At 65.8% G+C, this 24,970-nt stretch carries 37 protein-coding genes; 1 reads left to right on the top strand and 36 read right to left on the bottom strand.

What is annotated here, in order from left to right:
- Nucleotides 1-42 precede the first annotated feature (42 nt).
- Genes CUR96_RS02320 through CUR96_RS02310 form a run of 3 tightly spaced genes read right to left on the bottom strand, consistent with a single transcriptional unit; the run spans nt 43 to nt 3,174 of the window.
- Complete coding sequence (locus CUR96_RS02320) at nt 43-1,590, bottom strand: tripartite tricarboxylate transporter permease (RefSeq protein WP_102191683.1); 1,548 nt, start codon at nt 1,588-1,590, stop codon at nt 43-45.
- Nucleotides 1,590-2,153, bottom strand: coding sequence for a tripartite tricarboxylate transporter TctB family protein (locus CUR96_RS02315; RefSeq protein WP_102191682.1), 564 nt, complete (start codon nt 2,151-2,153; stop codon nt 1,590-1,592). Before CUR96_RS02315 ends, CUR96_RS02320 begins: the two co-directional genes overlap by 1 nt.
- A gap of 1 nt (nt 2,154) precedes the next feature.
- Nucleotides 2,155-3,174 carry a Bug family tripartite tricarboxylate transporter substrate binding protein gene (locus CUR96_RS02310; RefSeq protein ID WP_102191681.1) on the bottom strand — a complete coding sequence of 340 codons (1,020 nt, stop codon included), beginning with the start codon at nt 3,172-3,174 and terminating at the stop codon, nt 2,155-2,157.
- A gap of 161 nt (nt 3,175-3,335) precedes the next feature.
- Here CUR96_RS02310 and CUR96_RS02305 point away from each other — a divergent pair, with 161 nt between their 5' ends.
- Nucleotides 3,336-4,568: a hypothetical protein gene (locus tag CUR96_RS02305; RefSeq protein ID WP_102191790.1), complete on the top strand. Its 1,233-nt coding sequence runs from the start codon at nt 3,336-3,338 to the stop codon at nt 4,566-4,568.
- Nucleotides 4,569-4,642: 74 nt separating this feature from the next.
- Here CUR96_RS02305 and rplQ read toward each other — a convergent pair whose 3' ends face one another.
- The 33 genes from rplQ to tuf form a co-directional block, all read right to left on the bottom strand.
- Nucleotides 4,643-5,206 (bottom strand): 50S ribosomal protein L17, encoded by a 564-nt coding sequence (rplQ, locus tag CUR96_RS02300; RefSeq protein ID WP_102191680.1) that lies wholly within the window; start codon nt 5,204-5,206, stop codon nt 4,643-4,645.
- A 34-nt stretch (nt 5,207-5,240) separates the two neighbouring features.
- Nucleotides 5,241-6,230, bottom strand: coding sequence for a DNA-directed RNA polymerase subunit alpha (locus CUR96_RS02295; RefSeq protein ID WP_102191679.1), 990 nt, complete (start codon nt 6,228-6,230; stop codon nt 5,241-5,243).
- 122 nt (nt 6,231-6,352) lie between these two features.
- Complete coding sequence (gene rpsK / locus CUR96_RS02290; RefSeq protein ID WP_033106075.1) at nt 6,353-6,751, bottom strand: 30S ribosomal protein S11; 399 nt, start codon at nt 6,749-6,751, stop codon at nt 6,353-6,355.
- 32 nt (nt 6,752-6,783) lie between these two features.
- Nucleotides 6,784-7,158 (bottom strand): 30S ribosomal protein S13, encoded by a 375-nt coding sequence (gene rpsM, locus CUR96_RS02285; protein ID WP_102191678.1) that lies wholly within the window; start codon nt 7,156-7,158, stop codon nt 6,784-6,786.
- A gap of 135 nt (nt 7,159-7,293) precedes the next feature.
- A complete protein-coding gene (gene rpmJ, locus CUR96_RS02280) occupies nt 7,294-7,410 on the bottom strand; it encodes a 50S ribosomal protein L36 (protein WP_005050492.1) in 117 nt (38 codons plus the stop codon).
- A 68-nt stretch (nt 7,411-7,478) separates the two neighbouring features.
- On the bottom strand, nt 7,479-7,700 hold the full coding sequence (gene infA, locus CUR96_RS02275) for a translation initiation factor IF-1 (protein ID WP_102191677.1): 222 nt from the start codon (nt 7,698-7,700) through the stop codon (nt 7,479-7,481).
- 203 nt (nt 7,701-7,903) lie between these two features.
- Entirely contained in the window at nt 7,904-8,584 is a 681-nt protein-coding gene (locus tag CUR96_RS02270) for a DsbA family protein (RefSeq protein ID WP_102191676.1), read from the bottom strand.
- Between the two features lie 207 nt (nt 8,585-8,791).
- Nucleotides 8,792-9,787, bottom strand: coding sequence for a hypothetical protein (locus tag CUR96_RS02265; protein ID WP_102191675.1), 996 nt, complete (start codon nt 9,785-9,787; stop codon nt 8,792-8,794).
- 206 nt (nt 9,788-9,993) lie between these two features.
- Entirely contained in the window at nt 9,994-10,842 is an 849-nt protein-coding gene (gene map, locus CUR96_RS02260; RefSeq protein ID WP_102191674.1) for a type I methionyl aminopeptidase, read from the bottom strand.
- 1 nt (nt 10,843) lies between these two features.
- Entirely contained in the window at nt 10,844-11,440 is a 597-nt protein-coding gene (locus tag CUR96_RS02255) for an adenylate kinase (RefSeq protein WP_102191673.1), read from the bottom strand.
- Nucleotides 11,437-12,759 (bottom strand): preprotein translocase subunit SecY, encoded by a 1,323-nt coding sequence (secY, locus tag CUR96_RS02250; protein ID WP_102191672.1) that lies wholly within the window; start codon nt 12,757-12,759, stop codon nt 11,437-11,439. Before secY ends, CUR96_RS02255 begins: the two co-directional genes overlap by 4 nt.
- Before the next feature lie 102 nt (nt 12,760-12,861).
- Nucleotides 12,862-13,503 carry a 50S ribosomal protein L15 gene (rplO, locus tag CUR96_RS02245; protein WP_102191671.1) on the bottom strand — a complete coding sequence of 214 codons (642 nt, stop codon included), beginning with the start codon at nt 13,501-13,503 and terminating at the stop codon, nt 12,862-12,864.
- On the bottom strand, nt 13,503-13,688 hold the full coding sequence (rpmD, locus tag CUR96_RS02240) for a 50S ribosomal protein L30 (protein ID WP_102191670.1): 186 nt from the start codon (nt 13,686-13,688) through the stop codon (nt 13,503-13,505). Before rpmD ends, rplO begins: the two co-directional genes overlap by 1 nt.
- On the bottom strand, nt 13,688-14,377 hold the full coding sequence (gene rpsE / locus CUR96_RS02235) for a 30S ribosomal protein S5 (protein WP_432612405.1): 690 nt from the start codon (nt 14,375-14,377) through the stop codon (nt 13,688-13,690). The genes rpmD and rpsE overlap by 1 nt, the downstream gene beginning before the upstream one ends.
- 20 nt (nt 14,378-14,397) lie before the next feature.
- The gene (gene rplR, locus CUR96_RS02230) at nt 14,398-14,757 is read right to left on the bottom strand and encodes a 50S ribosomal protein L18 (protein WP_029260926.1); all 360 of its coding nucleotides are present in this window, start codon (nt 14,755-14,757) and stop codon (nt 14,398-14,400) included.
- A gap of 2 nt (nt 14,758-14,759) precedes the next feature.
- Nucleotides 14,760-15,296: a 50S ribosomal protein L6 gene (rplF, locus tag CUR96_RS02225; RefSeq protein ID WP_102191668.1), complete on the bottom strand. Its 537-nt coding sequence runs from the start codon at nt 15,294-15,296 to the stop codon at nt 14,760-14,762.
- A 6-nt stretch (nt 15,297-15,302) separates the two neighbouring features.
- On the bottom strand, nt 15,303-15,701 hold the full coding sequence (rpsH, locus tag CUR96_RS02220) for a 30S ribosomal protein S8 (protein ID WP_102191667.1): 399 nt from the start codon (nt 15,699-15,701) through the stop codon (nt 15,303-15,305).
- A 156-nt stretch (nt 15,702-15,857) separates the two neighbouring features.
- Nucleotides 15,858-16,448, bottom strand: coding sequence for a 50S ribosomal protein L5 (gene rplE / locus CUR96_RS02215; protein ID WP_102191666.1), 591 nt, complete (start codon nt 16,446-16,448; stop codon nt 15,858-15,860).
- Entirely contained in the window at nt 16,448-16,807 is a 360-nt protein-coding gene (rplX, locus tag CUR96_RS02210; protein WP_102191665.1) for a 50S ribosomal protein L24, read from the bottom strand. The genes rplE and rplX overlap by 1 nt, the downstream gene beginning before the upstream one ends.
- Nucleotides 16,808-16,809: 2 nt before the next feature.
- A complete protein-coding gene (gene rplN, locus CUR96_RS02205; protein ID WP_102191664.1) occupies nt 16,810-17,178 on the bottom strand; it encodes a 50S ribosomal protein L14 in 369 nt (122 codons plus the stop codon).
- Nucleotides 17,175-17,519 carry a 30S ribosomal protein S17 gene (rpsQ, locus tag CUR96_RS02200; protein ID WP_102191663.1) on the bottom strand — a complete coding sequence of 115 codons (345 nt, stop codon included), beginning with the start codon at nt 17,517-17,519 and terminating at the stop codon, nt 17,175-17,177. The genes rplN and rpsQ overlap by 4 nt, the downstream gene beginning before the upstream one ends.
- On the bottom strand, nt 17,519-17,836 hold the full coding sequence (rpmC, locus tag CUR96_RS18830) for a 50S ribosomal protein L29 (RefSeq protein ID WP_045278747.1): 318 nt from the start codon (nt 17,834-17,836) through the stop codon (nt 17,519-17,521). The genes rpsQ and rpmC overlap by 1 nt, the downstream gene beginning before the upstream one ends.
- A complete protein-coding gene (gene rplP, locus CUR96_RS02190) occupies nt 17,836-18,255 on the bottom strand; it encodes a 50S ribosomal protein L16 (RefSeq protein WP_053097481.1) in 420 nt (139 codons plus the stop codon). The genes rpmC and rplP overlap by 1 nt, the downstream gene beginning before the upstream one ends.
- Nucleotides 18,255-19,013, bottom strand: coding sequence for a 30S ribosomal protein S3 (gene rpsC, locus CUR96_RS02185; protein ID WP_102191662.1), 759 nt, complete (start codon nt 19,011-19,013; stop codon nt 18,255-18,257). Before rpsC ends, rplP begins: the two co-directional genes overlap by 1 nt.
- Nucleotides 19,013-19,411: a 50S ribosomal protein L22 gene (rplV, locus tag CUR96_RS02180; protein WP_102191661.1), complete on the bottom strand. Its 399-nt coding sequence runs from the start codon at nt 19,409-19,411 to the stop codon at nt 19,013-19,015. The genes rpsC and rplV overlap by 1 nt, the downstream gene beginning before the upstream one ends.
- Nucleotides 19,412-19,436: 25 nt before the next feature.
- Nucleotides 19,437-19,718: a 30S ribosomal protein S19 gene (gene rpsS / locus CUR96_RS02175; protein ID WP_102191660.1), complete on the bottom strand. Its 282-nt coding sequence runs from the start codon at nt 19,716-19,718 to the stop codon at nt 19,437-19,439.
- Between the two features lie 12 nt (nt 19,719-19,730).
- Nucleotides 19,731-20,570: a 50S ribosomal protein L2 gene (gene rplB, locus CUR96_RS02170; protein ID WP_102191659.1), complete on the bottom strand. Its 840-nt coding sequence runs from the start codon at nt 20,568-20,570 to the stop codon at nt 19,731-19,733.
- Nucleotides 20,571-20,590: 20 nt separating this feature from the next.
- The gene (rplW, locus tag CUR96_RS02165; RefSeq protein ID WP_102191658.1) at nt 20,591-20,914 is read right to left on the bottom strand and encodes a 50S ribosomal protein L23; all 324 of its coding nucleotides are present in this window, start codon (nt 20,912-20,914) and stop codon (nt 20,591-20,593) included.
- On the bottom strand, nt 20,911-21,573 hold the full coding sequence (rplD, locus tag CUR96_RS02160) for a 50S ribosomal protein L4 (RefSeq protein ID WP_102191657.1): 663 nt from the start codon (nt 21,571-21,573) through the stop codon (nt 20,911-20,913). Before rplD ends, rplW begins: the two co-directional genes overlap by 4 nt.
- A gap of 3 nt (nt 21,574-21,576) precedes the next feature.
- Complete coding sequence (rplC, locus tag CUR96_RS02155) at nt 21,577-22,236, bottom strand: 50S ribosomal protein L3 (RefSeq protein WP_102191656.1); 660 nt, start codon at nt 22,234-22,236, stop codon at nt 21,577-21,579.
- A gap of 8 nt (nt 22,237-22,244) precedes the next feature.
- Nucleotides 22,245-22,553 (bottom strand): 30S ribosomal protein S10, encoded by a 309-nt coding sequence (rpsJ, locus tag CUR96_RS02150; protein ID WP_030147986.1) that lies wholly within the window; start codon nt 22,551-22,553, stop codon nt 22,245-22,247.
- A gap of 837 nt (nt 22,554-23,390) precedes the next feature.
- Nucleotides 23,391-23,615 (bottom strand): hypothetical protein, encoded by a 225-nt coding sequence (locus CUR96_RS02145; RefSeq protein WP_102191655.1) that lies wholly within the window; start codon nt 23,613-23,615, stop codon nt 23,391-23,393.
- A gap of 143 nt (nt 23,616-23,758) precedes the next feature.
- Complete coding sequence (gene tuf, locus CUR96_RS02140) at nt 23,759-24,949, bottom strand: elongation factor Tu (protein ID WP_102191654.1); 1,191 nt, start codon at nt 24,947-24,949, stop codon at nt 23,759-23,761.
- Between the last annotated feature and the right edge of the window lie 21 nt (nt 24,950-24,970).

Genomic DNA, 24,970 nt, shown 5'->3' with positions numbered 1-24,970 from the left:
ACCGCCCTGCCCTCCTGTCGGGAGGGCAGGGCGGTCACGGACTCAGACCTCCGAATCGGCCTTGATCGGAACGGCGATCGATTCCGTCAGCGCCTGCTCGTACCGACGCTGGCGGCGCCGCAGCCAGAGGCCGCCGACGATGAGCAGCGCGAGCAGCGCATAGGCGACGGCCGCGAACGGCTGGGCCACGAGGGTCGTCACGTCTCCCTGGCTGAGCTGCAGGGCCTTGCGCAGCTGTTCCTCGCCCATCGGACCGAGGATCGTCCCGACGACGAGCGGGGCGACCGGGAACCCGTAGCGCCGCATGAAGTAGCCGAGCACGCCGATGATCAGCAGGATCAGGATGTCCATCACGGAGAAGTTCAGGGCGTAAGCCCCGAACGCGGCGAACATCAGGATGCCGGCATAGAGATACGGCCGCGGGATCTGCAGCAGCTTCACCCACATTCCGACCAGCGGCAGGTTGAGCACGATGAGGATGACGTTGCCGATGTAGAGGCTCGCGATCAGCGCCCACACCAGGGTCGACTGGCTCTGGAAGAGCATCGGTCCCGGCTGCAGCCCGTAGGACTGGAACGCGGTGAGGATGATCGCGGCGGTCGCCGTAGTGGGAAGGCCGAGCGTCAGCAGCGGCACCAGCACTCCGGCTGCGGCGGCGTTGTTCGCCGACTCCGGACCTGCCACGCCCTCGATCGCTCCGTGGCCGAACTCCTCCTTGTGGCGGGAGAGCTTGCGCTCCGTCGCATAGGAGAGGAAGGTCGCGACATCCGCCCCGCCCGCCGGGATCGTGCCGATCGGGAAGCCGATGGCGGTTCCGCGCAGCCAGGGCTTCCACGAGCGACGCCAGTCGTCCCTGGTCATCCGGTTGCTCCGGCCGCGGGTGACGGGGATGACGGAAACGCCGCCGTGACGCAGGCGGGCGGCGATGTACAGCGTCTCTCCCACCGCGAACAGGCCTACCGCGATGAGGACGACGTCGATGCCGTCCGACAGAGGCAGCAGACCCAGCGTGTAGCGCTGCTGACCGGACAGCGTGTCCGTGCCGACGAGACCGAGGAAGAGGCCGACGCCGAGCGACAGCATCCCGCGCGACACCGACGACCCGATGAGCGCACCGACCGTGATGAACGCGATCACGATGAGGGCGACGTAATCCGCGGGTCCGAGGTTGACGGCGAACTGGGCGAGCACCGGTGCCAGCAGGGTGAGTCCGACGGTCGCGAGGGTGCCGGCGACGAACGAGCCGAGGGCGGCCGTGGCGAGCGCCGCAGCGCCCCTCCCCAGTTTCGCCATCTTGTTCCCCTCGATCGCGGTGACGATCGAGGCGGACTCCCCCGGAGTGTTCAGCAGGATGCTGGTGGTCGAACCGCCGTACATGCCGCCGTAGTAGATGCCGGCGAACGTGATCAGTGCGGCAGCCGGGTCCAAGGTGTTCGTCAGCGGCAGCAGCAGTGCCACCGTCATGGCGGGGCCGATGCCCGGGAGCACGCCGACGGCGGTGCCGATCAGCACGCCGAAGAAGGCGAAGGCGAGGTACTGCGGCTGCAACGCGGTCGCGAAGCCCTCGAGGAGCAGAGTCCAGCTGTCCATCAGAACATCCTTCCCAGCCAGCCGAGCGCGGGCCCCCAGGGCAGTGAGAGCCCGAGGAGACCGCCGAACACGATCTGGATGACGAGAGCGAGCCCGGTGCCGATGAGGAGTGCCATCCACCAGCGCTTGGCTCCGAGCGACCAGGCGACGCCGGCGAACAGCAGAGCGGCCGCGGGAACCCAGCCGACCGGCTCGACGAGAAGCAGGTGCGCCACGACGAGACCCGCGATCTTGAGCAGCGTGAGCCAGTCGGTCGGCAGGCTCTGGTCGATGTCCTCACCGTCCTCGGGGACGCCGCGCTGTCCGCGGAGCACCCCGGCGAGCACCGCGACCGCGGAGCCGAGCAGGATGACGGCGACGAAGATCGGGAACACCCGCGGCCCGACGTGCGCGCCGACGGGGACGTGGATCGCGAAGACGCCGACGAGTGCGAAGACGCCGAGAGCGACCATGAGCGCGGCGAACACGAGTTCGCCGATCGGGAGGGTGCCGACGAGCCGTGCGGGCCGGTGTGCACCGGCCCGCACGCTGTCGGGTCCCCTCCCCGGAGACCCGGTGGTCATGTCAGCCGACCAATCCGATGTTCTTCAGCGTCGCGGTGACTTCCTCGATGTTGCTGTCCAGGAAGTCGTCGAACTCCGCACCGGTGAGGAAGGCGTCGGCCCATCCTCGGTCCTCCAGTTCCGCGGTCCACGCCTCGGAGTCGTGCAGCTCGGTGACGATCCGCTCCAGTTCGGCACGGCTGGCGTCGTCGATTCCTCCCGGTGCGATCACTCCGCGCCAGTTGGTGAGCACGACGTCGTAGCCGGCGTCCGTGATCGTCTCCACGTCGGGGAGCTGCTCGACCGGCTCCTCGGAGGAGACGGCGAGCGCCTTCATGGTGTCGGCCTCGATGTGCTGCAGGAACTCCCCGACGCCGGAGATGCCGGCGGCGACCTTTCCGCCGAGGATCAGCGTGGTCGCCTCTCCACCGCCGGAGTTCGGCGTGTAGTTGAGCTTCTCGGCGATCTCCGCCCCGTCGAGTCCTGCCTCTTCGAGCATGAGCCCGGCGAGGATGTGGTCGGCACCGCCGGCCGAACCACCGGTGATGGTGATCGCCTGCCCCTTGTCGACGATGTCCTCGATGAGATCCTCGAGCGTGTCGTACTTCGAGTCGGCGGGGACGACGACGACCAGCGGCTCGTCGGTCAGGCGGGCGATCGGCGTCATGTCCTCGATCCGCACTGCGGACGCGTTCGTCTCGACGGCCCCGACCATGACCAGGCCCATCACCATGAGCGTGTTCGGGTCCTTCTGATTGGCCAGCTGGGCGAGGCCGACGGTGCCGCCGGCTCCTCCGACGTTGGTCACCGGGGCCGAATCGACGATCTTCTCCCCGGTCAGCAGGTCCGACATGGCCCGGCCGGTCTGATCCCAACCTCCGCCGGGGTCTGCGGGTACGACGATGGAGACGTCGGTGAACGACGCGGCCTCGTCGGCGCCTTCTTCGTCAGCGGCGGGTACGGCGCCGCCGGCGCAAGACGTCAGTGCGAGTGCGGTGGCAGTGGCCAGTGCAGCCAGGATGCCGGTGCGTGTCTTCTTCATGCGCTCCTCCTTGAGCGTTCGTGATTGCTGTCCGCAACCGTAGGAGCACGGATGCCGCCCCTCAAGCTTCGGAAACCATTGGTCCCGGTTTCGGAACTATTGGTCGCGGATGGGTCGTGCAGCCCCTCGCGAGCCGCGGAGCGCCGGGGGAGAATGATCACGTGGCTTCGAAGATGACGCTCCGCGTACAGCTGCTCCTGCTCCAGGCGCTGATCGTGTTCCTGGTGACCCTGGCGACCGGCATCGTGGCCGGCGCCTTCCAGGAGAACGCGCTCCGCGAGGCCTACAAGGACCGGATGCAGGCGGTGGCGCAGTCGATCGCCTCGCTTCCGACCGTGATCGACGCCTTCGACGACGAGGACCCGTCACGGGTGATCCAGCCGATCGCCGAGGTCATCCGCGAAGCATCCGATCTCGCCTACGTCGTCGTGGCCAATGCCGACAGCATCCGCTACTCCCACCCGAATCCCGAGCGCATCGGCGAGAAGGTATCGACGGATGCGTCGATTCCACTCTCCGGCGAGATCTACGTCGGCACGCAGACCGGCACGCTCGGCACATCGTGGCGGGTGAAGGTGCCGATCCGTGATGACGGCGGCGAGGTCATCGGCACCGCATCCGTCGGCATCCTGGAGTCGGAGCTGAATGCCGAGTTCCTGAGCAACCTCACCTGGCTGATCTCGGCGATGCTGGCCGCCGCTGTGCTCGGCGTATTCGGCTCGGCGTGGGTGACGTCCGTGATCCGACGGCGGATCTACAGTCTGGAACCGCATCAGATCGCCGCACTCGTGAAGAACCAGGAGACGACGCTGCACCGCCTCAGCGAGGGGGTCATCACCGTCGGCGCCGATGGGCGCATCACCCTCGTCAACGACGCGGCCGCGCTGTTCCTAGGCAGGGATGCGGTGGACATCACCGACGCGGATGCCGAAGATGTGCTCGGGGCGGAGTTGATGTCGGTGCTCCGAGAGGGCGAGTCCGCTGGGCGGCCCGTCATCGTCGGCTCGCACGTGCTCGTCGCGCGCAGCACGGGCGGCGAGGTCGACGGCGAAGGCATCGAGGCCACTCTGCTGCTGCGTGATCACACGGAGCTGCACGACGTCGTCCGCCGCGTCGAGACCGCCGACGCGATCATCGCATTCCGCCAGCGCTTCGGCGTGCCCAAGGGCCTCAGCTCCGAGACGCTCGATCGGGTGGTGGCCGCGCTGACCGCGCGCCCGAATGCGTCGGCCACCGAGATCGGCGACGACCTGCAGATCTCGAGGGTCAGCGCTCGGCGATATCTGGAGCATCTCGCGGGTTCCGGCCGTGCCATCCGGGCACTCGACTACACCACCAAGGGGCGACCGAGCACCCGGTACCGTGCGAACGACGCGGTGGAGGCTCCGCGGTGACGGCACAGCCGCCGGGGGCGAACGAAGAAGCCCGCCACCCCTGAGCGGGGCGGCGGGCTTCTTCGTGAGTGCGATTACTCGGACTTGTCCTTGACGGCGTCCTCGGCAGCAGCCTCAGCCGCTTCGCCCTCGGCCTGCGACTCGGCACCGGCCTCGGCAGCCGGAGCCTCCTCGGCGGGAGCATCCTCGGCCGGAGCCTCCTCGGCGGGGGTTTCCTCGGCCGGCTTCTCAGCGGCCTTCGAAGCAGCAGCCTTCTTGGTCGACTTCGCCTTCGGGGTGACGGGCTCGAGAACGAGCTCGATCACGGCCATCGGAGCGTTGTCGCCCTTGCGGTTGCCGACCTTCGTGATGCGGGTGTAGCCGCCCTCACGGTCGGCGACCAGCGGCGCGATCTCGGCGAAGAGCGTGTGCACGACGCTCTTGTCGCCGATGACCGACAGCACGCGACGGCGTGCGTGCAGGTCGCCGCGCTTGGCGAAGGTGATCAGTCGCTCGGCGAGCGGACGAAGGCGCTTGGCCTTGGTCTCGGTCGTCTTGATCGACTTGTGGGTGTACAGCGCCGCCGCAAGGTTGGCAAGCATCAGGCGCTCGTGTGCGGGGCCGCCTCCGAGGCGGGGACCCTTAGTGGGCTTAGGCATAGTTGACTAACTCCTGGTCAGAATTTCGGGAAGGTCAGAAGGACTCGTCTTCGCTGCCGCCGTAGAAATGGGCGCCGTCGAAACCGGGCACCGAATCCTTGAGCGACAGACCGAGCGAGATGAGCTTGTCGCGCACCTCGTCGACCGACTTCTGGCCGAAGTTGCGGATGTTCATGAGCTGCGTCTCCGAGAGGGCGACGAGCTCGGACACCGTGTTGATGCCTTCACGCTTGAGGCAGTTGTAGGACCGGACCGACAGGTCGAGGTCTTCGATCGGCATGGAGAGCTCACTGGAGCTCACCGCCTCGACCGGCGCCGGGCCGATCTCGATGCCCTCGGCCTCGACGTTCAGCTCGCGAGCGAGACCGAACAGCTCGGTGAGGGTCTTCGCAGCCGAAGCGACCGCGTCACGCGGAAGCATCGACGACTTGGTCTCGACGTCGAGGATGAGCTTGTCGAAGTCGGTGCGCTCACCGGCACGAGTCGCCTCGACCCGGTAGCTGACCTTCAGGACCGGCGAGTAGATCGAGTCGATCGGGATCTGACCGGCCTCGGCGTACTCGTTGCGGTTCTGCGTCGCCGAGACGTAGCCGCGGCCACGCTCGATCGTGAGCTCGAGTTCGAACTTCGCGGTGTCGTTCAGGGTCGCGATGACGAGTTCGGGGTTGTGCACCTCGACACCGGCCGGAGCGGAGATGTCGGCGGCGGTCACCTCTCCTGCACCGGTCTTGCGCAGGTAGGCCGTGATGGGCTCATCGCGCTCGCTCGAGACGACGAGCTGCTTGATGTTGAGGATGATCTCGGTGACATCCTCCTTCACGCCGGGGATGGTGCTGAACTCGTGCAGCACGCCGTCGAGGCGAACGCTGGTGACAGCGGCACCGGGGATCGACGAGAGCAGGCTGCGACGCAGCGAGTTCCCGATCGTGTATCCGAAGCCGGGCTCCAGAGGCTCGATGATGAACCGGCTCCGGTTCTCGACGATCTTTTCCTCGATGAGTGTGGGACGCTGTGCAATAAGCACTCTGTGTTCCTTTCGATCACATGACCGCTATATGACATGTGGTGGGTGAGGTCTTTAGTTGAATCAGTGCCCGCACGCGGGCATGACGAGGGATGCCGAAGCATCCCTCGTCATCTGCCGGATCAGACGCGGCGGCGCTTCGGCGGACGGCAGCCGTTGTGAGCCTGCGGCGTCACGTCCTGGATCGAGCCGACCTCGAGGCCTGCAGCGGTCAGCGAGCGGATCGCGGTCTCGCGGCCGGAGCCCGGACCCTTCACGAAGACGTCGACCTTCTTGACGCCGTGCTCCTGCGCCTGGCGAGCAGCCGACTCGGCGGCCATGCCGGCCGCGTACGGGGTCGACTTGCGCGAGCCCTTGAAGCCCACTCCACCGGACGATGCCCAGCTGATGACAGCGCCGGACGGGTCGGTGATCGAGACGATCGTGTTGTTGAACGTCGACTTGATGTGGGCCTGGCCCAGCGCGATGTTCTTCTTTTCCTTGCGGCGCGGCTTGCGCGCGGCGGCCTTGGGTGCAGCCATGAAAGTGTTCTCCTAGTCCCTGGGGCCGCTGCTTAGCGGGCCTTCTTCTTGCCTGCGACGGTGCGCTTCGGGCCCTTGCGGGTACGGGCGTTGGTCTTGGTGCGCTGACCACGGACCGGGAGACCACGACGGTGGCGGATGCCCTCGTAGGAGCCGATCTCGACCTTGCGGCGGATGTCTGCGGCGACCTCACGGCGCAGGTCACCCTCCACCTTGTAGTTGCCTTCGATGTGATCGCGGAGGGTGATCAGCTGCTCGTCGCTGAGGTCCTTCACGCGGATGCTCTCGTCGATCTCAGTTGCCTTGAGGATCTCGACAGAACGGGTGCGGCCAACGCCGTAGATGTAGGTAAGGGCGATCACCACGCGCTTATCGCGCGGGATGTCAACGCCGGCAAGACGTGCCATGCGACTCTCCTGAGTGTTGTTGAAGGTGTGGAGCAGGATCGGTGCCCGGGCCTTCGCCCCGAGGTGTCCCCCGCGTGCGCGGGTTCTGATCCTGCCAGTTGTGTGTTGAGTTGTATGTCAGATCTGAAAGAGTGATCAGCCCTGGCGCTGTTTGTGGCGCGGGTTGCTCTTGCAGATGACCATGACGCGGCCGTGACGGCGGATCACCTTGCAGTGATCGCAGATGGGCTTGACGCTGGGGTTGACCTTCATGATGCTTCCTGTTCGCTGTCTTCGTACCGACTCCGCTCCGCGGAATCAGGCCGTTACTTCTCGACCGATCAGCGGTAGCGGTAGACGATACGACCACGTGTCAGGTCGTAGGGGCTGAGCTCCACGACCACGCGGTCCTCGGGGATGATGCGGATGTAGTTCTGCCGCATCTTTCCTGAAATCGTTGCAAGGACCTTGTGCCCGTTGGCGAGCTCAACGCGGAACATCGCGTTGGGCAGCGCCTCGGAGATCACGCCCTCGATCTCGATGACACCGTCTTTCTTAGCCATAGCCTCGCTGACGCTTCTGCAGACCGGTCGATCTGCGGTGGGTGATTGGATAGTGGTGCTTCGCCGATTCAGACACGCCGAATCAAGGCGCAAGGCACCAAAGATCCATGGTATCTGACGACGGCGCATCCGGCAAATGCGGATGCCCGGGCGGCCGAAGGGCGGATCCGCGCGGTGCGGACCCGCCCTGTTCGCCGGTGGGATCAGCCCAGGAGCTTCGCGAACTCGGCCGCGATCTCGCTGTTGTCGATCCGGTTGCCGTTGATAGCGACCGTGGGAGTGCCGACCTGGCCGGTCTCCGGGTTGGGAGGGGTCTCCGCGGTGCGGTCTGCGACGAACTTGTCGTAGGTGCGATCGGCGATGCAGTCTGCGGCATCCCCCGCGCCGGCCTGCTCGGCGAACGCAGCCAGCTGGTCGTCCGTGAGACCGGTCGATCCCTCTTCGGGCTGGTTCTCGAAGAGCAGGTTGAAGAAGTCCAGGGTGACCTCCGGCGCCTCCGACGCCACGCAGTACATGGCGTTCGCGGCGCGGGTCGAGTACTCCGTGCTCTGCGAGGCCCGATCGAGAATCGAGATCGGGTGGATGTTGAGGGTGATGTCGTCGCTCTTCGCGGCAGCCTGCAACTGCTGGCCGTATGCATCCTCGAAGTCGCCGCAGATCGGGCACATGAAGTCGACGTACGTGTCGATCTCTTCTTCGCCGGTGCCGAACGAGATCGCGCCGGTCTCCTCGTTGACGATGTCGCTCTTGGGAGCGGCACCCGGAGCGGTGGCCATGTTGTTCAGGAAGACGACGAGCCCGCCGAGTCCGACGAGGACGACGACCACGGCGATCGATATCCAGATGGCGAACCAGTTGGTGTTGTTGCCCTTCGCAGCGGCCATGGTGTTCCGTTTCTCTCGAGGCTCACCCGAAACGGTGAGTCCGACTGAAGTCTCCGGCGCTGAGCGCGCCCCTATGATCCTATTTTGTCCCGCGCGCCTATGCGCCCCTTGTGAACGCCTCAGCCCTCTCACCGCGCCTGAGACAGAGCCTCCAGCATGAGACAGCGTCAGCCCGACTCGGTCTCATGCCGCAGGCTCTGTCTCGCGCTATCCGGTCGTCTTGGGCAGCCACGTCTTCGCGCGCGGGCGACGAGTGAGCGTTGCAAGCATTCCGGACTGCGGCGGACGGACGCGCAGGACTCCGGCTGTGTCCAGCGCTTCGCGGAGCGGGTCGACCTGCCACGCGCCCCGCAGATCCCACCGGGCGAACGGATGCCCCTGCCGACGCAGCCTGTCTTCTCGACGCTTCTCGTCGGCGAGCTTCTGCTTCGCCCCGTCGAGGTCGTTCAGGTCGTACTTGCCCCAGCCGTCAGCTTCGCCGATCGCCCCCGTCGACGGGAAGTGGAAGTCACAGCGGTCCACGTGCCCGTCGTAGGAGAACTCGCGCTGCAGTTCAGGCACCTCGTAGCCGCACCACAGGATGATGGCGCGGCTCACGCTCTCCCCCGGTGACTCCGACCGCCCGTCTGCGTGGTCCCAGACCCAGCGCATCCGGGCGCGCCCGCGCCGGTTCTCGAACTGTTCACCGCGATCGGACAGCTCGGCGACCTGGAGCTTTCCGCCTTGCACCGGCGACGTGACGGCATCCGCCACCGCGAGTGCGTCGGCAGGGTTCATCACCCTGGCGAGATCGACGACGGTGTCTCGCAGGCTGGTGACGCTCGCACCACCGACTCGCTCCACATCCCGGACATCACAGCTGGCGTGCACGATGACATCGCCGTAGCGCTGGGTTGCCCCCGCATCCGGGGCATAAACGTGGATGAGCGCGGTTTCTCCGAACTGCGGGATCCCATGGAAGACACCCGCCGATTCGAGGCAGAACACGGCATCCGGATGCGTCCGTAGGAAGGCGTGCACTCGCACCGCGTACCGCTCCCAGGGTGGGAGTTCGCCGTAGGGACCGCGCTCGACGTAGACACCCTTGCGCAGCCGCATCCATCGCTGGCTATCGACGCTGAAGCCGGCCATCCGCGCTTCTTCACGGGTGTAGACACGAAGCGGAGGGACGACCCGGGCACGATCGGACAGGAGCTGCGGCATGCTTCAGTCTCGGTGCGTTCAAGAGCGCCCAGACGCGGCGTGTACACCACCTGTGCACAGCGCGGCGGAATCGCACGCTGTGCAGAACATGTCCCGCGGCGAACCACGTCGACGACGCAGAGTTTCCGGCATGAGACAGAGCCAGCCCAGCTCTGCCTCATGCTGCAGGCTCTGTTTCGCGCCGGGAGAGCTTGTGCGCCGCGGCGCTACGCCAGCGGCACAGGGGTCACGCCGAACGGCGCCAGCCCGGCGGCTCCCCCGTCAGGCGCCGTCAGCACCCAGACGCCATCCGCGTGCACGGCGACGCTGTGCTCCCAGTGCGAGCCGTCGGTGCCGTCCATGGTCGACACGGTCCAGTCGTCGTCCTCGACGAACGTCATCTCGCCGCCGGCGGTGACCATCGGCTCGATGGCGACCACCAGACCTGGCTTCACGTCGGCGCCGGGATCGGGGGTGCGGTAGTTGAAGACGCTCGGCGCCTCGTGCATCTTGCGCCCGATGCCGTGGCCCACGTACTCGCGGAGGATGCCGTACGGCTCCCCCGACACCGCAGAGGGTCCCTGCGCCTCGATGTAGTCCTGGATGGCCGCGCCGACATCGCCGAGGTACGGCACCGTGGCCATCGCGGCGATGCCTGCCCACATGGACCCCTCGGTGACGCGCGCGAGCTCCTCCCGCTGCGCGACGAGCTCAGGGCGGGACGGATCCGCAATCACGATCGTGATGGCGCTGTCGCCGTTCCAGCCCTGGTACTGAGCCCCGCAGTCGACCGAGACGATGTCGCCCGGCTGCAGCACCCGATCGCCTGGGATGCCGTGCACGACCTGCTCGTTGACCGAGACGCAGATCGTGTGGCGGTAGCCGCGGACCAGCTGGAAGTTCGACTCCGCGCCGCGCGCGATGATGGCCGCGTTCGCAGCCGCATCGAGCTCGAGAGTCGTCACACCCGCACGGACCAGCGGCCGCACGGCATCCAGTGCCGCCGCCGTGATCAGCCCGGGTTCGACCATGGCCCGAAGCTGGGCCGGGGTCTTGTAGATCGACCGACGGAACACGTCAGACCGCGACGCGCAGGCCGCGCGCGTCCAGCGCGGCGACGATGCGCTCGGTGATCTCGTCGAGCGAGCCGACGCCGTCGATGCGGTCGACGATGCCCCGCTCGCTGTACGCCTCGAGGATCGGAGCGGTCTCGCGCTCGTAGATGTCCAGACGGTGCGCGATCGCATCCTCCGTGTCATCCGAGCGTCCCTGCTCGCTCGCCCGCAGACGCAGGCGATCCATGCTCTCGTCACGCGGGACATCGAGCAGGATGACGGCATCGAGGGACTCGTCGCGTCCGCTCAGGAATGCATCGAGATGCGCCACCTGTGCGGTGTTGCGCGGGTAGCCGTCGAGGAGGAAGCCATGTGCGGCATCGTCCTGCGAGAGACGATCGCGGACGATCTCGCTCGTCAGCTCGTCGGGCACGAGATCGCCCTTGTCGAGGATCGCCGTGACCTGCTGGCCGAGAGGCGTTCCCTCCTTGATGTTCGCACGGAAGATGTCGCCGGTGGACACGACCGGGATCCCGTAGGACTCGGCGATGCGCACACCCTGCGTGCCCTTGCCGGAGCCCTGCGGGCCGACGATGAGGAGACGGGCGGATGCTGTCATCGGAGGAGCCCTTCGTAGTGTCGCTGCTGCAGCTGAGCGTCGATCTGCTTGACCGTCTCGAGACCCACACCGACGATGATGAGGATCGACGCGCCACCGAACGGGAAGTTCTGGTTGGCGCCCACCGTGGCCAGCGCCACGAGCGGGATCAGAGCGATGAGGCCCAGGTAGAGCGAACCGGGAAGCGTGATGCGCGTGAGCACGTAGTCCAGGTACTCGGCGGTCGGTCGTCCCGCACGGATGCCGGGGATGAAGCCGCCGTACTTCTTCATGTTGTCGGCGACCTCGACCGGGTTGAACGTGATGGCCACGTAGAAGTAGGTGAAGCCGATGATCAGCAGGAAGTACACGGCCATGTAGAACGGCTGGTCGCCGGTCGCGAAATGCGTCGAGATCCAGGTCACCCAGGCGGGCGGAGCGGAACCGTCCTGCGGAGTGTTGAACTGCGCGACCAGCATCGGGATGTACAGCAGCGAGGAGGCGAAGATCACGGGGATCACGCCGGCCATGTTCACCTTGATCGGGATGTAGGTGTTGGTGCCGCCGTAGGTGCGGCGTCCGACCATACGCTTCGCGTACTGCACCGGGATGCGGCGCTGCGACTGCTCGACGAAGACCACGAGGCCCATCACCACGATGCCGACGGCGAGGACCAGGAGGAAGACTTCGAACCCGCGCGACTCCCAGATGAGCCACATGGCGGACGGGAAGGTCGCCGCGATCGAGGTGAAGATCAGCAGGGACATGCCGTTGCCGATGCCGCGCTCGGTGACGAGCTCGGCGAACCACATGATGAGGCCGGTACCGGCCGTCATCGTCATGATGATGAGCAGCTGCGCCCACCACACGTCGTTGGTGAGCAGGTTCTGGCACGCCGCGATGTCGGTGTTGCCGAAGAGCTGTCCGCTGCGGGCCACGGTGATCAGCGTGGTGGACTGAAGGAGCGCCAGCGCGATCGTGAGGTACCGCGTGTACTGGGTCAGCTTGCCCTGTCCGGCCTGGCCTTCCTTGTGCAGCGCCTCGAAGTGCGGGATGACCACGCGCAGGAGCTGCGTGATGATCGTCGCCGTGATGTACGGCATGACGCCGAGCGCGAAGATCGAGAGCTGCAGCAGCGCGCCACCCGAGAAGAGGTTGACGAGGCCGAGCAGACCGTCGGCGCCGGCGTTCTCGGCAAGGCACTGCTCGACGTTGGGGAAGTGCACGAACGGGGCCGGGACGTTGGAGCCGAATCGGTAGATGGCGATGATCGCCAGCGTGAAACCGATCTTCCGTCGCAAGTCGGGCGTGCGGAAGATCCGCGCGATAGCGCTAAACAAGGGCGTTCCTCCTGAAAGGTTGCCGCCCCTGAGGGGCGGCTGAAAGACCAGGGTAACCCACAAGAGGGGCCGGAGAATTCTCCGGCCCCTCTTGTGCACTGGTTACTTGACGGATCCGCCCGCAGCCACGATCTTCTGCTCGGCAGAACCCGAGACCTTGTCGACCGCGACGGTGAGCTTGACGGCGATGTCGCCGTCTCCGAGAACCTTGACCTTCTCGTTCTTGCGAACAGCACCCTTGGCGACCAGATCGCTGATGGTGACGTCGCCACCCTTGGGGTACAGCTCCGCGAGCTTCTCCAGGTTCACGACCTGGTACTCGACGCGGAACGGGTTCTTGAAGCCGCGCAGCTTCGGGGTGCGCATGTGCAGAGGCATCTGCCCACCCTCGAACCCGACGCGCACGGTGTTACGGGCCTTGGTGCCCTTCGTGCCGCGACCTGCGGTCTTGCCCTTGGAGCCCTCACCGCGACCGACACGGGTCTTCGCGGTGTTGGATCCGGGGACCGGACGCAGGTGGTGCACCTTCAGCACGCCGGGGCGGGATGCCGGAGCATCCTTCTTCGGCGCAGCCTTCTTGGCGGCGGGCTTCTTCGCTGCGGGCTTCTCAGCCGTGGCGCTGGCGGCGGCGGCCTTGGCCGGCGCCTTCTTCGCTGCAGGCTTCTTCTCAGCGGCAGCCTTGGGAGCGGCAGCCTTCTTCGGGGCCTTCTTCTCGGCCTCGACGGCGTCGTTCTTCTCAGCCATTAGTCGATCTCCTCAACCTTGACGAGGTGTGCGACGGTCTTGACGTACCCGCGATTCTGCGCGTCGTCGGGGCGAACGGTGCTGTCACCGATGCGCTTCAGACCGAGGCTGCGCAGCGTGTCACGCTGGTTCTGCTTCTCGCTCACCTTGGACTTGATCTGTGTGACCTTCAGCCGGGCGGCCATCAGGCACCTACCTTCTGTGCGGCGATGGCCTCGGCCTCCGCGCGGACAAGACGCGCCGGGGCGACCTGGTCGAACTCGAGGCCACGACGTGCGGCGACCGCACGGGGCTCCTCGAGCTGCTTCAGGGCCGCGACCGTCGCGTGCACGATGTTGATCGTGTTTGACGAACCGAGCGACTTCGAGAGCACGTCGTGGATACCGGCGCACTCGAGCACGGCGCGAACGGGGCCACCGGCGATAACACCGGTACCGCCCGAGGCGGGGCGCAGGAGCACCACACCGGCTGCGGCCTCACCCTGCACCGGGTGCGGGATGGTGCTGCCGACGCGGGGAACGCGGAAGAAGTTGCGCTTGGCCTCTTCGACACCCTTCGAGATCGCCAGGGGGACCTCTCGGGCCTTGCCGTATCCGACGCCGACCAGACCGTTGCCGTCACCGACGACCACGAGAGCGGTGAAGCTGAACCGGCGACCACCCTTGACGACCTTGGACACGCGGTTGATCGTGACGACGCGCTCCAGGAACTGGTTGTCGCCGCGGTCACGCGAGTTGCGGTCACGGCCACCCTGGTTGCGGTCACGACCGCCGCCACGGCGACCTTCGCGAGCGGGCTCCGCCTGTGTCGTGCCGGCAGCCGTCTCGGAGACGACAGGAGCCGTCTCGGGAGCGGCAGCAGCCGTTTCGGTCACTTCGTTCTCCTTGTTGTCACTCACAGTGCCAGCCCCCCTTCGCGGGCGCCATCGGCGATGGCTGCGACACGACCGGCGTAGCGGTTGCCGCCACGGTCGAAGACCGCTTCGGAGACGCCGGCGGCCTTCGCACGCTCGGCGAGAAGCTCGCCGACCTTGCGGGCCTTGGCGGTCTTGTCGCCCTCGAGGGAGCGCAGGTCGGTCTCGAGCGTCGATGCCGACGCCACGGTGTGACCCTTGCTGTCGTCGACGAGCTGCACGAAGACGTGGCGGGCCGAGCGGTTGACGACGAGGCGCGGACGCACCTCGGTGCCGACGACCTTCTTGCGAAGGCGGGCGTGACGACGCGCGCGGGCGTCAGACTTTGACTTGAGAGCCATGGTTACTTACCACTCTTTCCGGCCTTGCGACGCACGATCTCGCCGGCGTAGCGCACACCCTTGCCCTTGTACGGCTCGGGCTTGCGGATCTTGCGGATGTTCGCAGCTGCCTCGCCGACAGCCTGCTTGTCGATGCCACTCACGGTGACCTTGTTGGTGCCTTCGACCGTGAGGGTGATCCCGGCGGGCGGGTCGATCAGGACCGGGTGCGAGAAGCCGAGAGCGAACTCGACCGAGCTGCCCTTCTGCGCCACGCGGTAACCGGTTCCGACGACCTCGAGGCCCTTGGTGTAGCCCTGGGTCACGCCGATGATGTTGTTGCTGATGAGCGTGCGGGTCAGGCCGTGAAGCGACCGCGACTCGCGCTCGTCGTCGGGACGGGTGACCAGAACCTGGCCCTCCTCGACCGCGACCTCGATGGGGTTGGCCACCGTGAGGGTGAGTTCACCCTTGGGGCCCTTCACCGCGATCTCACGGCCGTCGACCGAAACGGTCACGCCCGCGGGAACCTCGATGGGAAGTCGTCCAATACGCGACATTATGAATTACCACACGTAGGCGAGAACTTCTCCGCCCACGCCCTTCTGCTCTGCCTGACGGTCGGTGAGAAGACCGGAGGAGGTGGACAGGATGGCCACGCCGAGGCCGCCGAGGACCTTGGGGAGCTCCGTCGACTTCGCGTAGACGCGGAGGCCGGGCTTCGACACGCGCTTGATGCCCGCGATCGAACGCTCACGGTTGGGGCCGTACTTCAGCTGGAGGGTCAGGCTCTCGCCGACTCGAGCGTCAGAGGTCTCCCAGCTGGCGATGTATCCCTCCTGGAGGAGGATCGCGGCGATGTGCGTCTTGAGCTTGCTCGACGGCAGGGTCACGGAATCGTGGTGTGCCGAGTTCGCGTTGCGCAGACGGGTCAGCATGTCTGCGACCGGGTCTGTCATTGTCATTGTTGTTTTCCTTTGTTCATGAGGTTCCGACTGCCGTTACGCGACAGCCGGCCTGCGATGAGCACGCAATCTTCAATTGTACGGCCACTTCGACGAGCTCGATGACCGGACGACAGGCTCAGCGACCCGGAGGTCCCTGAGCCTGTCAAAAGAGGCTTACGCCTGCGCGTCCTCGGACTTGAAGGGGAAGCCGATGTGGCGGAGCAGTGCCCGACCCTCGTCATCCGTCTTCGCCGTGGTGACCACGGTGATGTCGAAGCCGCGTACGCGGTCGATCTTGTCCTGATCGATCTCGTGGAACACGCTCTGCTCCTGGAGACCGAAGGTGTAGTTGCCGTTGCCGTCGAACTGCTTGGCCGAGAGGCCACGGAAGTCGCGGATACGGGGAAGCGCCAGCGAGACCAGGCGGTCCAGGAACTCCCACGCGCGGTCACCACGGAGGGTGACGTGCGCGCCGATGGCCTGGCCCTCGCGCAGCTTGAACTGCGCGATGGACTTGCGAGCCTTCGTGACGATCGGCTTCTGGCCGGTGATCTTGGTGAGGTCGTCGACCGCACCATCGATCACCTTGCTGTCGCGGGCTGCCTCACCGACACCGGTGTTGACGACGACCTTGACGAGACCAGGAATCTGCATCACGTTGGTGTAGCCGAACTCTTCCTGCAGCTTCTGCTGGATCTCGGCCTTGTACTTCTGCTTCAGGCGCGGCTGGATCTTGCCAGCCGGCGCGGCAGTGTCGGTGCTCATCAGAGGTCCTTACCTGACTTCTTCGCGAAGCGAACGCGCACGTTGCGCTTCACGCCGTCCTTGACCTGCTCCTCGACCCGGTGGCCGACACGAGTCGGCTTCTTGGTGGAGGGGTCAACGACCGCGACGTTGGAAATGTGGATGGGCGCCTCGACAGTCTCGACGCCGCCCGTCTTGGTGCCGCGCTGCGTCTGACCGACACGAGTGTGCTTGGTGACGTAGTTCACGCCTTCGACGATGACGCGGTTCTGCCCGGACAGGATCTCGAGGACCTTGCCCTGCTTGCCGCGGTCGCCGCCACGCTCGGGCTTGGCGCCCGTGATGACCTGAACCAGGTCACCCTTCTTGATGTTCGCCATGATCAGATAACCTCCGGCGCGAGCGAGACGATCTTCATGAACTTCTTGTCGCGAAGCTCACGACCGACCGGTCCGAAGATACGGGTGCCGCGGGGCTCCCCGTCGTTCTTCAGGATGACGGCGGCGTTCTCGTCGAACTTGATGTAGGACCCGTCGGGACGACGGACCTCCTTCTTGGTGCGGACGATGACCGCCTTGACGACGTCGCCCTTCTTCACGTTGCCACCGGGGATCGCGTCCTTGACGGTGGCGACGATCGTGTCACCGAGGCCCGCGTAGCGGCGGCGCGAGCCACCGAGAACGCGGATGGTGAGCAGTTCCTTGGCGCCGGTGTTGTCGGCGACCTTGAGGCGGGATTCCTGCTGGATCACTTGGCCTTCTCCAGAATCTCGACCAGGCGCCAGTTCTTGGTGGCGCTCAGCGGCCGGGTCTCGTTGATGAGGACGAGGTCGCCGATGCCGGCGGAGTTCGTCTCATCGTGGGCCTTGACCTTCGAGGTGCGGCGGATGACCTTGCCGTACAGCGGGTGCTTCACGCGGTCCTCGACCTCGACGACGATGGTCTTGTCCATCTTGTCGCTGACGACGTAGCCACGGCGGGACTTGCGGTACCCGCGCGCGGTGGCGTCGCGCACGTCGTGAGACGCATGCTCGACGACGGCCTCGGCCTTCTTCGTCGCGGGCTTCTCCGCGACCTTCTTCTCGGTGGCCATCACTCAGCCTCTTCCTTCACGGCGTCGTCGGCGGAGTCCGCCTTCTTCGCCTTCGACTTGGTCGCCTTCTTGGCCGGGACCTCGACGGGAGCGGGCGTCGCACGGATGCCCAGCTCGCGTTCGCGGATCACGGTGTAGAGGCGCGCGATGTCGCGCTTGACGGCGCGGATGCGGCCGTGGCTCTCCAGCTGGCCGGTGGCCGACTGGAAACGGAGGTTGAACAGCTCCTCCTTGGCCTTACGCAGCTCCTCAACGAGGCGCTGGTCTTCGAACGTGTCGAGCTCTGCCGGAGCGAGCTCCTTGGTGCCGATCGCCATTACGCGTCGCCCTCCTCGCGCTTGATGATGCGTGCCTTCAGCGGCAGCTTGTGAATTGCACGGGTGAGGGCCTCGCGTGCGAGTTCCTCGTTGACGCCCGCGACCTCGAAGAGGACGCGACCCGGCTTGACGTTTGCGACCCACCACTCGGGCGAACCCTTACCGGAACCCATGCGGGTTTCGGCCGGCTTCTTGGTGAGCGGACGGTCGGGGTAGATGTTGATCCACACCTTGCCACCACGCTTGATGTGACGGGTCATCGCGATACGAGCGGACTCGATCTGACGGTTCGTCACGTAAGCCGGCGTGAGCGCCTGGATGCCGAAGTCGCCGAAGGAGACCTTCGTGCCACCGGTGGCCTGGCCATCACGCTTGGGGTGATGCTGCTTGCGGTACTTGACCTTGCGGGGAATAAGCATCAGGCAGACGCTCCTTCTGCGACGGGGGCCTCGTTGCGAGGTCCGCGGCGACGGTCGCCACCACGGTCGTCACGACCGCGGGACTTCGGCGCGTTGGCCTGCTCGCGAGCGAGCTCCTTGTTGGTGAGGTCGCCCTTGTAGATCCAGACCTTCACGCCGATACGGCCGAAGGTGGTCTTCGCCTCGTAGAAGCCGTAGTCGATGTTCGCGCGAAGCGTGTGCAGCGGCACACGACCCTCGCGGTAGAACTCCGACCGGCTCATCTCAGCGCCGCCGAGGCGGCCCGAGACCTGGATGCGGATGCCCTTGGCACCGGCGCGCTGGGCGCCCTGCATGCCCTTGCGCATCGCGCGGCGGAACGCCACACGAGCAGAGAGCTGCTCGGCGACACCCTGCGCGACGAGCTGAGCGTCAGCCTCGGGGTTCTTGACCTCGAGGATGTTCAGCTGGATCTGCTTGCCCGAGAGCTTCTCGAGGTCGCCGCGGATGCGCTCGGCCTCGGCGCCACGACGACCGATCACGATGCCCGGACGGGCGGTGTGGATGTCGACGCGGACGCGGTCACGGGTGCGCTCGATCTCGATGTTCGAGACGCCGGCACGGTCGAGCTGCGTCTGCAGCAGACGACGGATCTTGATGTCCTCGGCGACGTAGTCGGCGTAACGCTGACCCTTCTTCGTCGAGTCCGAGAACCAGCGAGACACGTGGTCCGTGGTGATACCGAGACGGAAGCCGTACGGGTTTACCTTCTGTCCCATTACTTGCTCGCCTTCTTGTTGCTGTCGCCTTCGACTGCCTTGGCAGCCTCCGGCGTCGAGAGCACGACCGTGATGTGGCTCGTGCGCTTCTTGATCTGGAAAGCGCGACCCTGTGCACGGGGGCGGAAACGCTTGAGCGTCGCGCCCTCGTCGACGTAGGCATTCGCCACGTACAGGTCCTGCTCGTCGAGGTACTCGCCGTCACGATCCGCCTTGACCTGCGCGTTGGCCATGGCCGACGCGACAAGCTTGTAGATCGGCTCACTGGCGCTCTGAGCTGCGAACTTCAAGATCGCAAGAGCCTCCTGGGCCTGCTTGCCCTTGATGAGCGCGACGACACGACGAGCCTTCTGAGGGGTCACGCGGATGTGTCGCACGCGTGCGATGGACTCCACCATTTCTCTCTCCTCTATCGCCACCGCGTCAGCGGCGGCGGCCCTTCTTGTCGTCCTTCTCGTGGCCGCGGAAGGTGCGGGTGGGCGAGAACTCGCCCAGCTTGTGACCGACCATGGTCTCCGTCACGAACACAGGGATGTGCTTGCGACCGTCGTGAACCGCGATCGTGTGACCCAGCATCGCCGGGATGATCATGGAACGACGTGACCAGGTCTTGATGACGTTCTTCGTACCCGCCTCGTTCTGGACGACAACCTTGCGAAGCAGGTGCTCGTCGACGAAGGGGCCCTTCTTAAGACTGCGTGGCATCTTCTTCTACTCCTACTTGCGCTTCTTGCCGGCGTTACGGCGACGCACGATGTACTTGTCGCTTTCCTTGTTGGCGTGACGGGTACGGCCTTCGGCCTGCCCCCACGGGGTGACCGGGTGACGGCCACCAGAGGTCTTGCCCTCGCCACCACCGTGCGGGTGGTCGACAGGGTTCATCGCAACACCACGGACGGTCGGGCGGACGCCCAGCCAGCGCTTGCGGCCGGCCTTGCCCCAGTTGATGTTCGACTGCTCGGCGTTGCCGACCTCGCCGATGGTCGCGCGGCAGCGCGCATCGACGTTGCGGATCTCGCCCGAGGGCAGACGCAGCTGAGCGTAGGGGCCATCCTTGGCGACGAGACGGACGGATGCACCGGCCGAACGTGCCATCTTCGCGCCGCCACCGGGGCGGAGCTCGATCGCGTGGATGACGGTACCCGTCGGGATGTTCTTCAGCGGGAGGTTGTTGCCCGGCTTGATGTCAGCCCCGGCGCCCGACTCGATGATGTCGCCCTGCTTCAGCTTGTTCGGCGCGATGATGTAGCGCTTCTCGCCGTCGAAGTAGTGCAGCAGTGCGATGCGTGCGGTGCGGTTGGGGTCGTACTCGATGTGAGCGACCTTGGCGTTGACGCCGTCCTTGTCATTGCGACGGAAGTCGATGACACGGTACTGGCGCTTGTGGCCACCACCGATGTGACGGGTCGTGATGCGGCCCTGGTTGTTACGACCACCGGTCTTGGAAAGCGGGCGCAGCAGCGACTTCTCCGGCGTCGATCGAGTGATCTCGGCGAAGTCAGCCACCGACGAGCCGCGACGGCCCGGGGTCGTGGGCTTGTACTTGCGAATAGCCATTATTAGTCCTTATCCCCCGGTCAGCCGACGGCCGTGAAGATGTCGATGGTGCCCGACTTCAGGGACACGATGGCGCGCTTGGTGTCCTTGCGCTTACCGGTGCCGAAGCGGGTGCGGCGGGCCTTGCCGACCCGGTTGATCGTGTTGACCGATGCGACCTTGACGCCGAAGATCTTCTCGATGGCGAGCTTGATCTCGGTCTTCGTAGCGCGCGGGTCGACGAGGAAGGTGTACTTCCCCTCGTCGATGAGTCCGTAGCTCTTCTCAGACACGACCGGCTTCAGGATGATGTCGCGCGGGTCCTTGTTCAGGGCCGTCTGGAGGACAGTTGCCTGCTCGCTCATGCGGAGACCTCCTTGGTTGCACCGGACTTCGAAGCGATGAACGCCTCGAGAGCGGCCTGGGTGAAGACGATGTCGTCGGAGACGAGCACGTCGTAGGCGTTGAGCTGGTCGAACGTCAGCACGTGCAGGTTCGACAGGTTGCGGATGCTCTTCAGCGTCACGTCGTCGTCGCGCTCGATCACGACGAGCACGTTCTTCGACGACACGACGTTCGTGAGGAAGCTCACGGCGGTCTTGGTCGAAGGCGCGCCGTCGATCCCGAAGGACTCGATGACGTGGATGCGGTCACCGCGGAAGCGATCGCTCAGCGCGCCCAGCAGGGCGGCCGCGATCATCTTCTTGGGGGTGCGCTGCGAGTAGTCGCGCGGCTTGGGACCGTGCACGACGCCACCGCCGGTCATGTGCGGCGCGCGGATCGAGCCCTGACGGGCGTTACCCGTGCCCTTCTGCTTGAAGGGCTTGCGGCCGGCACCGGAGACCTCACCGCGACGCTTGGTCGAGTGGGTTCCCTGGCGAGCCGCCGCGAGCTGCGCGACGACGACCTGGTGGATGAGCGGAATGTTCGTCTTGGCGTCGAAGAGCGCTGCGGGCAGCTCGACAGAGCCTGCCTTCTTGCCGTTGGCGCTGAGGACGTCGAGCGCAAGAGTCGAGTCAGCCATGGACTAGGCCCCCTTCACAGCGTTGCGGACGTAGACGATGCGGCCACGAGCACCGGGGACGGCGCCCTTGACGAGCATGAGTCCCTTCTCGATGTCGATGGCGTGCACCGTGAGGTTGAGGACGGTCACGCGCTCGCCACCCATACGGCCGGCCATGCGCATGCCCTTGAAGACGCGGCTCGGAGTCGACGATGCGCCGATGGAGCCGGGCTTGCGGTGGTTGCGGTGCGAACCGTGGGATGCCGAGACGCCCTTGAAGTTGTGGCGCTTCATGACACCCGCGGTGCCCTTGCCCTTGCTCGTGCCCACGACGTCGACCAGCTGGCCGGCCTCGAAGACACCGTCGACCGTGAGCTCCTGACCAAGCGAGTAGTCAGCAGCGTCCGCGGTGCGGATCTCGGTGACGTGGCGGCGCGGCGTGACGCCGGCAGCCTCGAAGTGAGCGGTGAGGGGCTTGTTCACCTTGCGCGGGTCGATCTGGCCGTACGCGATCTGCACGGCGTTGTAGCCGTCCTTCTCGGGCGTACGCAGCTGAGTGACCACGTTCGGGGAAAGCTCGATGACGGTGACGGGAACGAGCTTGCCGCTCTCGTTCCACACCTGGGTCATGCCGAGCTTGGTGCCCAGCATTCCCTTGGAAATCTTTGCGTTGATGTCAGCCATGTCGATCCTCAGAGCTTGATCTCGATGTTGACGTCAGCCGGCAGGTCGAGACGCATCAGCGAGTCGACGGCCTTGGGCGTCGGGTCGACGATGTCGATCAGACGCTTGTGGGTGCGCATCTCGAAGTGCTCACGGCTGTCCTTGTACTTGTGCGGCGACCGGATGACGCACACGACGTTCTTCTCGGTCGGAAGCGGCACTGGGCCGACGACCGTCGCGCCCGCACGGGTCACGGTGTCGACGATCTTGCGCGCCGACGAGTCGATGACCTCGTGGTCATACGACTTCAGGCGAATGCGGATTTTCTGTCCCGCCATTGTCTGTTCACTCTCTATAAAGCGTCTTACCGTCCTGGGCCGGGTGACCCTGGGGCATTGGACGCACGTCGACGCTGTTCGCGCCTCGGCACTGGAACGGCTCTCGCGAGTCGATCTGCTGCACCACTGTTCTGCTGTCAGCCCGCCGATCTCTCGACAAGCGGATCCCGACCCTGCCGCGCACGGCAGAACCTCCGTGAGGAGGTGTCGGGGTTGTCCTGCCACCCGCGGCCTAGATCCCTGCATCCGTCTCCTGAGAGAGGACGCCGCCTATGCACTGCCATGATGGTGATCCGGCGCACGCGAGGCACAGCCGAAATGTCGAACCTGTCTATTCTGCCATGCCTGATTTCACTTGCGCAAACCCGGGCGTGTCGCACTTCTGCAGCGAGTGCTCGAACAGGTCCTCGCGGCACCGATTCCGATGTCTCACCACGGCAGGACGAGGCATCCCCATGCCTCGCCCTGCCTGGGGAGCGTCCGATGCGAGGGGACACATCGAACGCGAGGATCCTGACGCGAAGGGACGTCGAGACCCCCGATCGAGGGCGCGGCGGACAGCCGCGCGGGCACGGGGACGATGCGGCGCCGATCGCGCATGCGTCGTACGATGATCCCCAAATCGTCGTCCCCAGATCGAGCGCGGCGAGCCGCGCGTATACGGATGGCCGAACCCCTTCGACTATCCCTGACCGCAAGAACCCCAGGCGATCAGCCTCATGATAGAGGGCAACGCGACCTCAGCGCGAGTGCCGCGGCGCGATTGTCCCGGATGCAGCAGAACGGCGGCCCATCCCGGAGAGGATGAGCCGCCGTTCGATGTGCGTGGCGCGAGTGCTACTCGGTGCCGACGGCCTTGTCGGCGTTGTCGCGGATCTCGTCGATCTTGTCCGCCGCACCCGGAGCGATCTTCTTCGCGAAATCGGCGACACCATCGAGGACCTTGTCACTGACGTCCTCGGCCTGCTCGCTCTTGACGACCTCTTCGATCTTGTCGCGGTTCTGCTCGAAGAGGTCCTTGCCCTTGTCGACGGCGCCGTTGAACGATTCCTGAATACCCATGTGTCCCCCTATGAGATGTCTGCTCCGCCGAACCCGGCGGCCCTCCCTTATTGTGCATGGGGACACCGCCGAAGGGAACCCCCGACACGCACGACAAAGGGGCCGGACCCGAAGGCCCGACCCCTTTGCGAGGAAGCAGATGCTTACTTGATGATCTTCGTGACCGTACCGGCGCCCACGGTGCGTCCACCCTCACGGATGGCGAAGCCGAGGCCCTCCTCCATGGCGATCGGCTGGATCAGCGCGACCGTCATGTCGGTGGTGTCGCCGGGCATGACCATCTCGGTGCCCTCGGGCAGCGAGATGACGCCGGTGACGTCGGTGGTACGGAAGTAGAACTGCGGGCGGTAGTTCGTGTAGAACGGGTTGTGACGCCCACCCTCATCCTTGGAGAGGATGTACGCGGTGCCCTCGAAGTCGGTGTGCGGCGTGACCGAACCCGGCTTGACGACGACCTGGCCGCGCTCGACATCCTCGCGCTTGAGGCCACGGAGCAGGAGACCGCAGTTCTCGCCGGCCCATGCCTCGTCGAGCTGCTTGTGGAACATCTCGATACCCGTGACCGTGGTCTTCTGGGTGTTGCGGATGCCGACGATCTCGACCTCGGAGTTGATGGCCAGGGTGCCGCGCTCGGCGCGACCCGTGACGACCGTGCCACGACCGGTGATCGTGAAGACGTCCTCGATCGGCATCAGGAACGGCTTGTCCTTGTCGCGGATCGGGTCCGGAACGCTGGCGTCGACGGCGTCCATGAGGTCGAGGATCGACTGGACCCACTTCTCGTCGCCCTCGAGGGCCTTGAGGCCCGAGACGCGGACGACAGGAGCGTTCTCGTCGAAGCCCTGCGATGCGAGCAACTCGGAGACCTCGAGCTCGACGAGCTCCAGGATCTCCTCGTCGTCGACCATGTCGCTCTTGTTCAGCGCGACGAGCAGGTACGGCACGCCGACCTGCTTGGCGAGCAGAACGTGCTCACGGGTCTGGGCCATCGGGCCGTCGGTGGCGGCGACCACGAGGATCGCGCCGTCCATCTGAGCAGCACCGGTGATCATGTTCTTGATGTAGTCGGCGTGACCAGGAGCGTCGACGTGCGCGTAGTGACGCTTCGGGGTCTCGTACTCGACGTGCGAGATGTTGATCGTGATGCCGCGCTGACGCTCTTCGGGAGCGGAGTCGATCGACGCGAAGTCGCGCTGAACGTTGGTCGCAGACGGGAACTTGTCAGCAAGAACCTTCGAGATCGCTGCAGTGAGCGTGGTCTTGCCGTGGTCGACGTGACCGATGGTTCCGATGTTGACGTGCGGCTTGGTGCGCTCGAACTTGGCCTTAGCCACTGGGTCCTCCTCAGGACGTTC

Source organism: Microbacterium aurantiacum, from assembly GCF_002872075.1.
Classification (GTDB): Bacteria; Actinomycetota; Actinomycetes; order Actinomycetales; family Microbacteriaceae; genus Microbacterium; species Microbacterium aurantiacum_A.
Note: the sequence above shows the minus strand (reverse complement) of the source record. Positions and strands in the feature narration are given on the sequence as shown.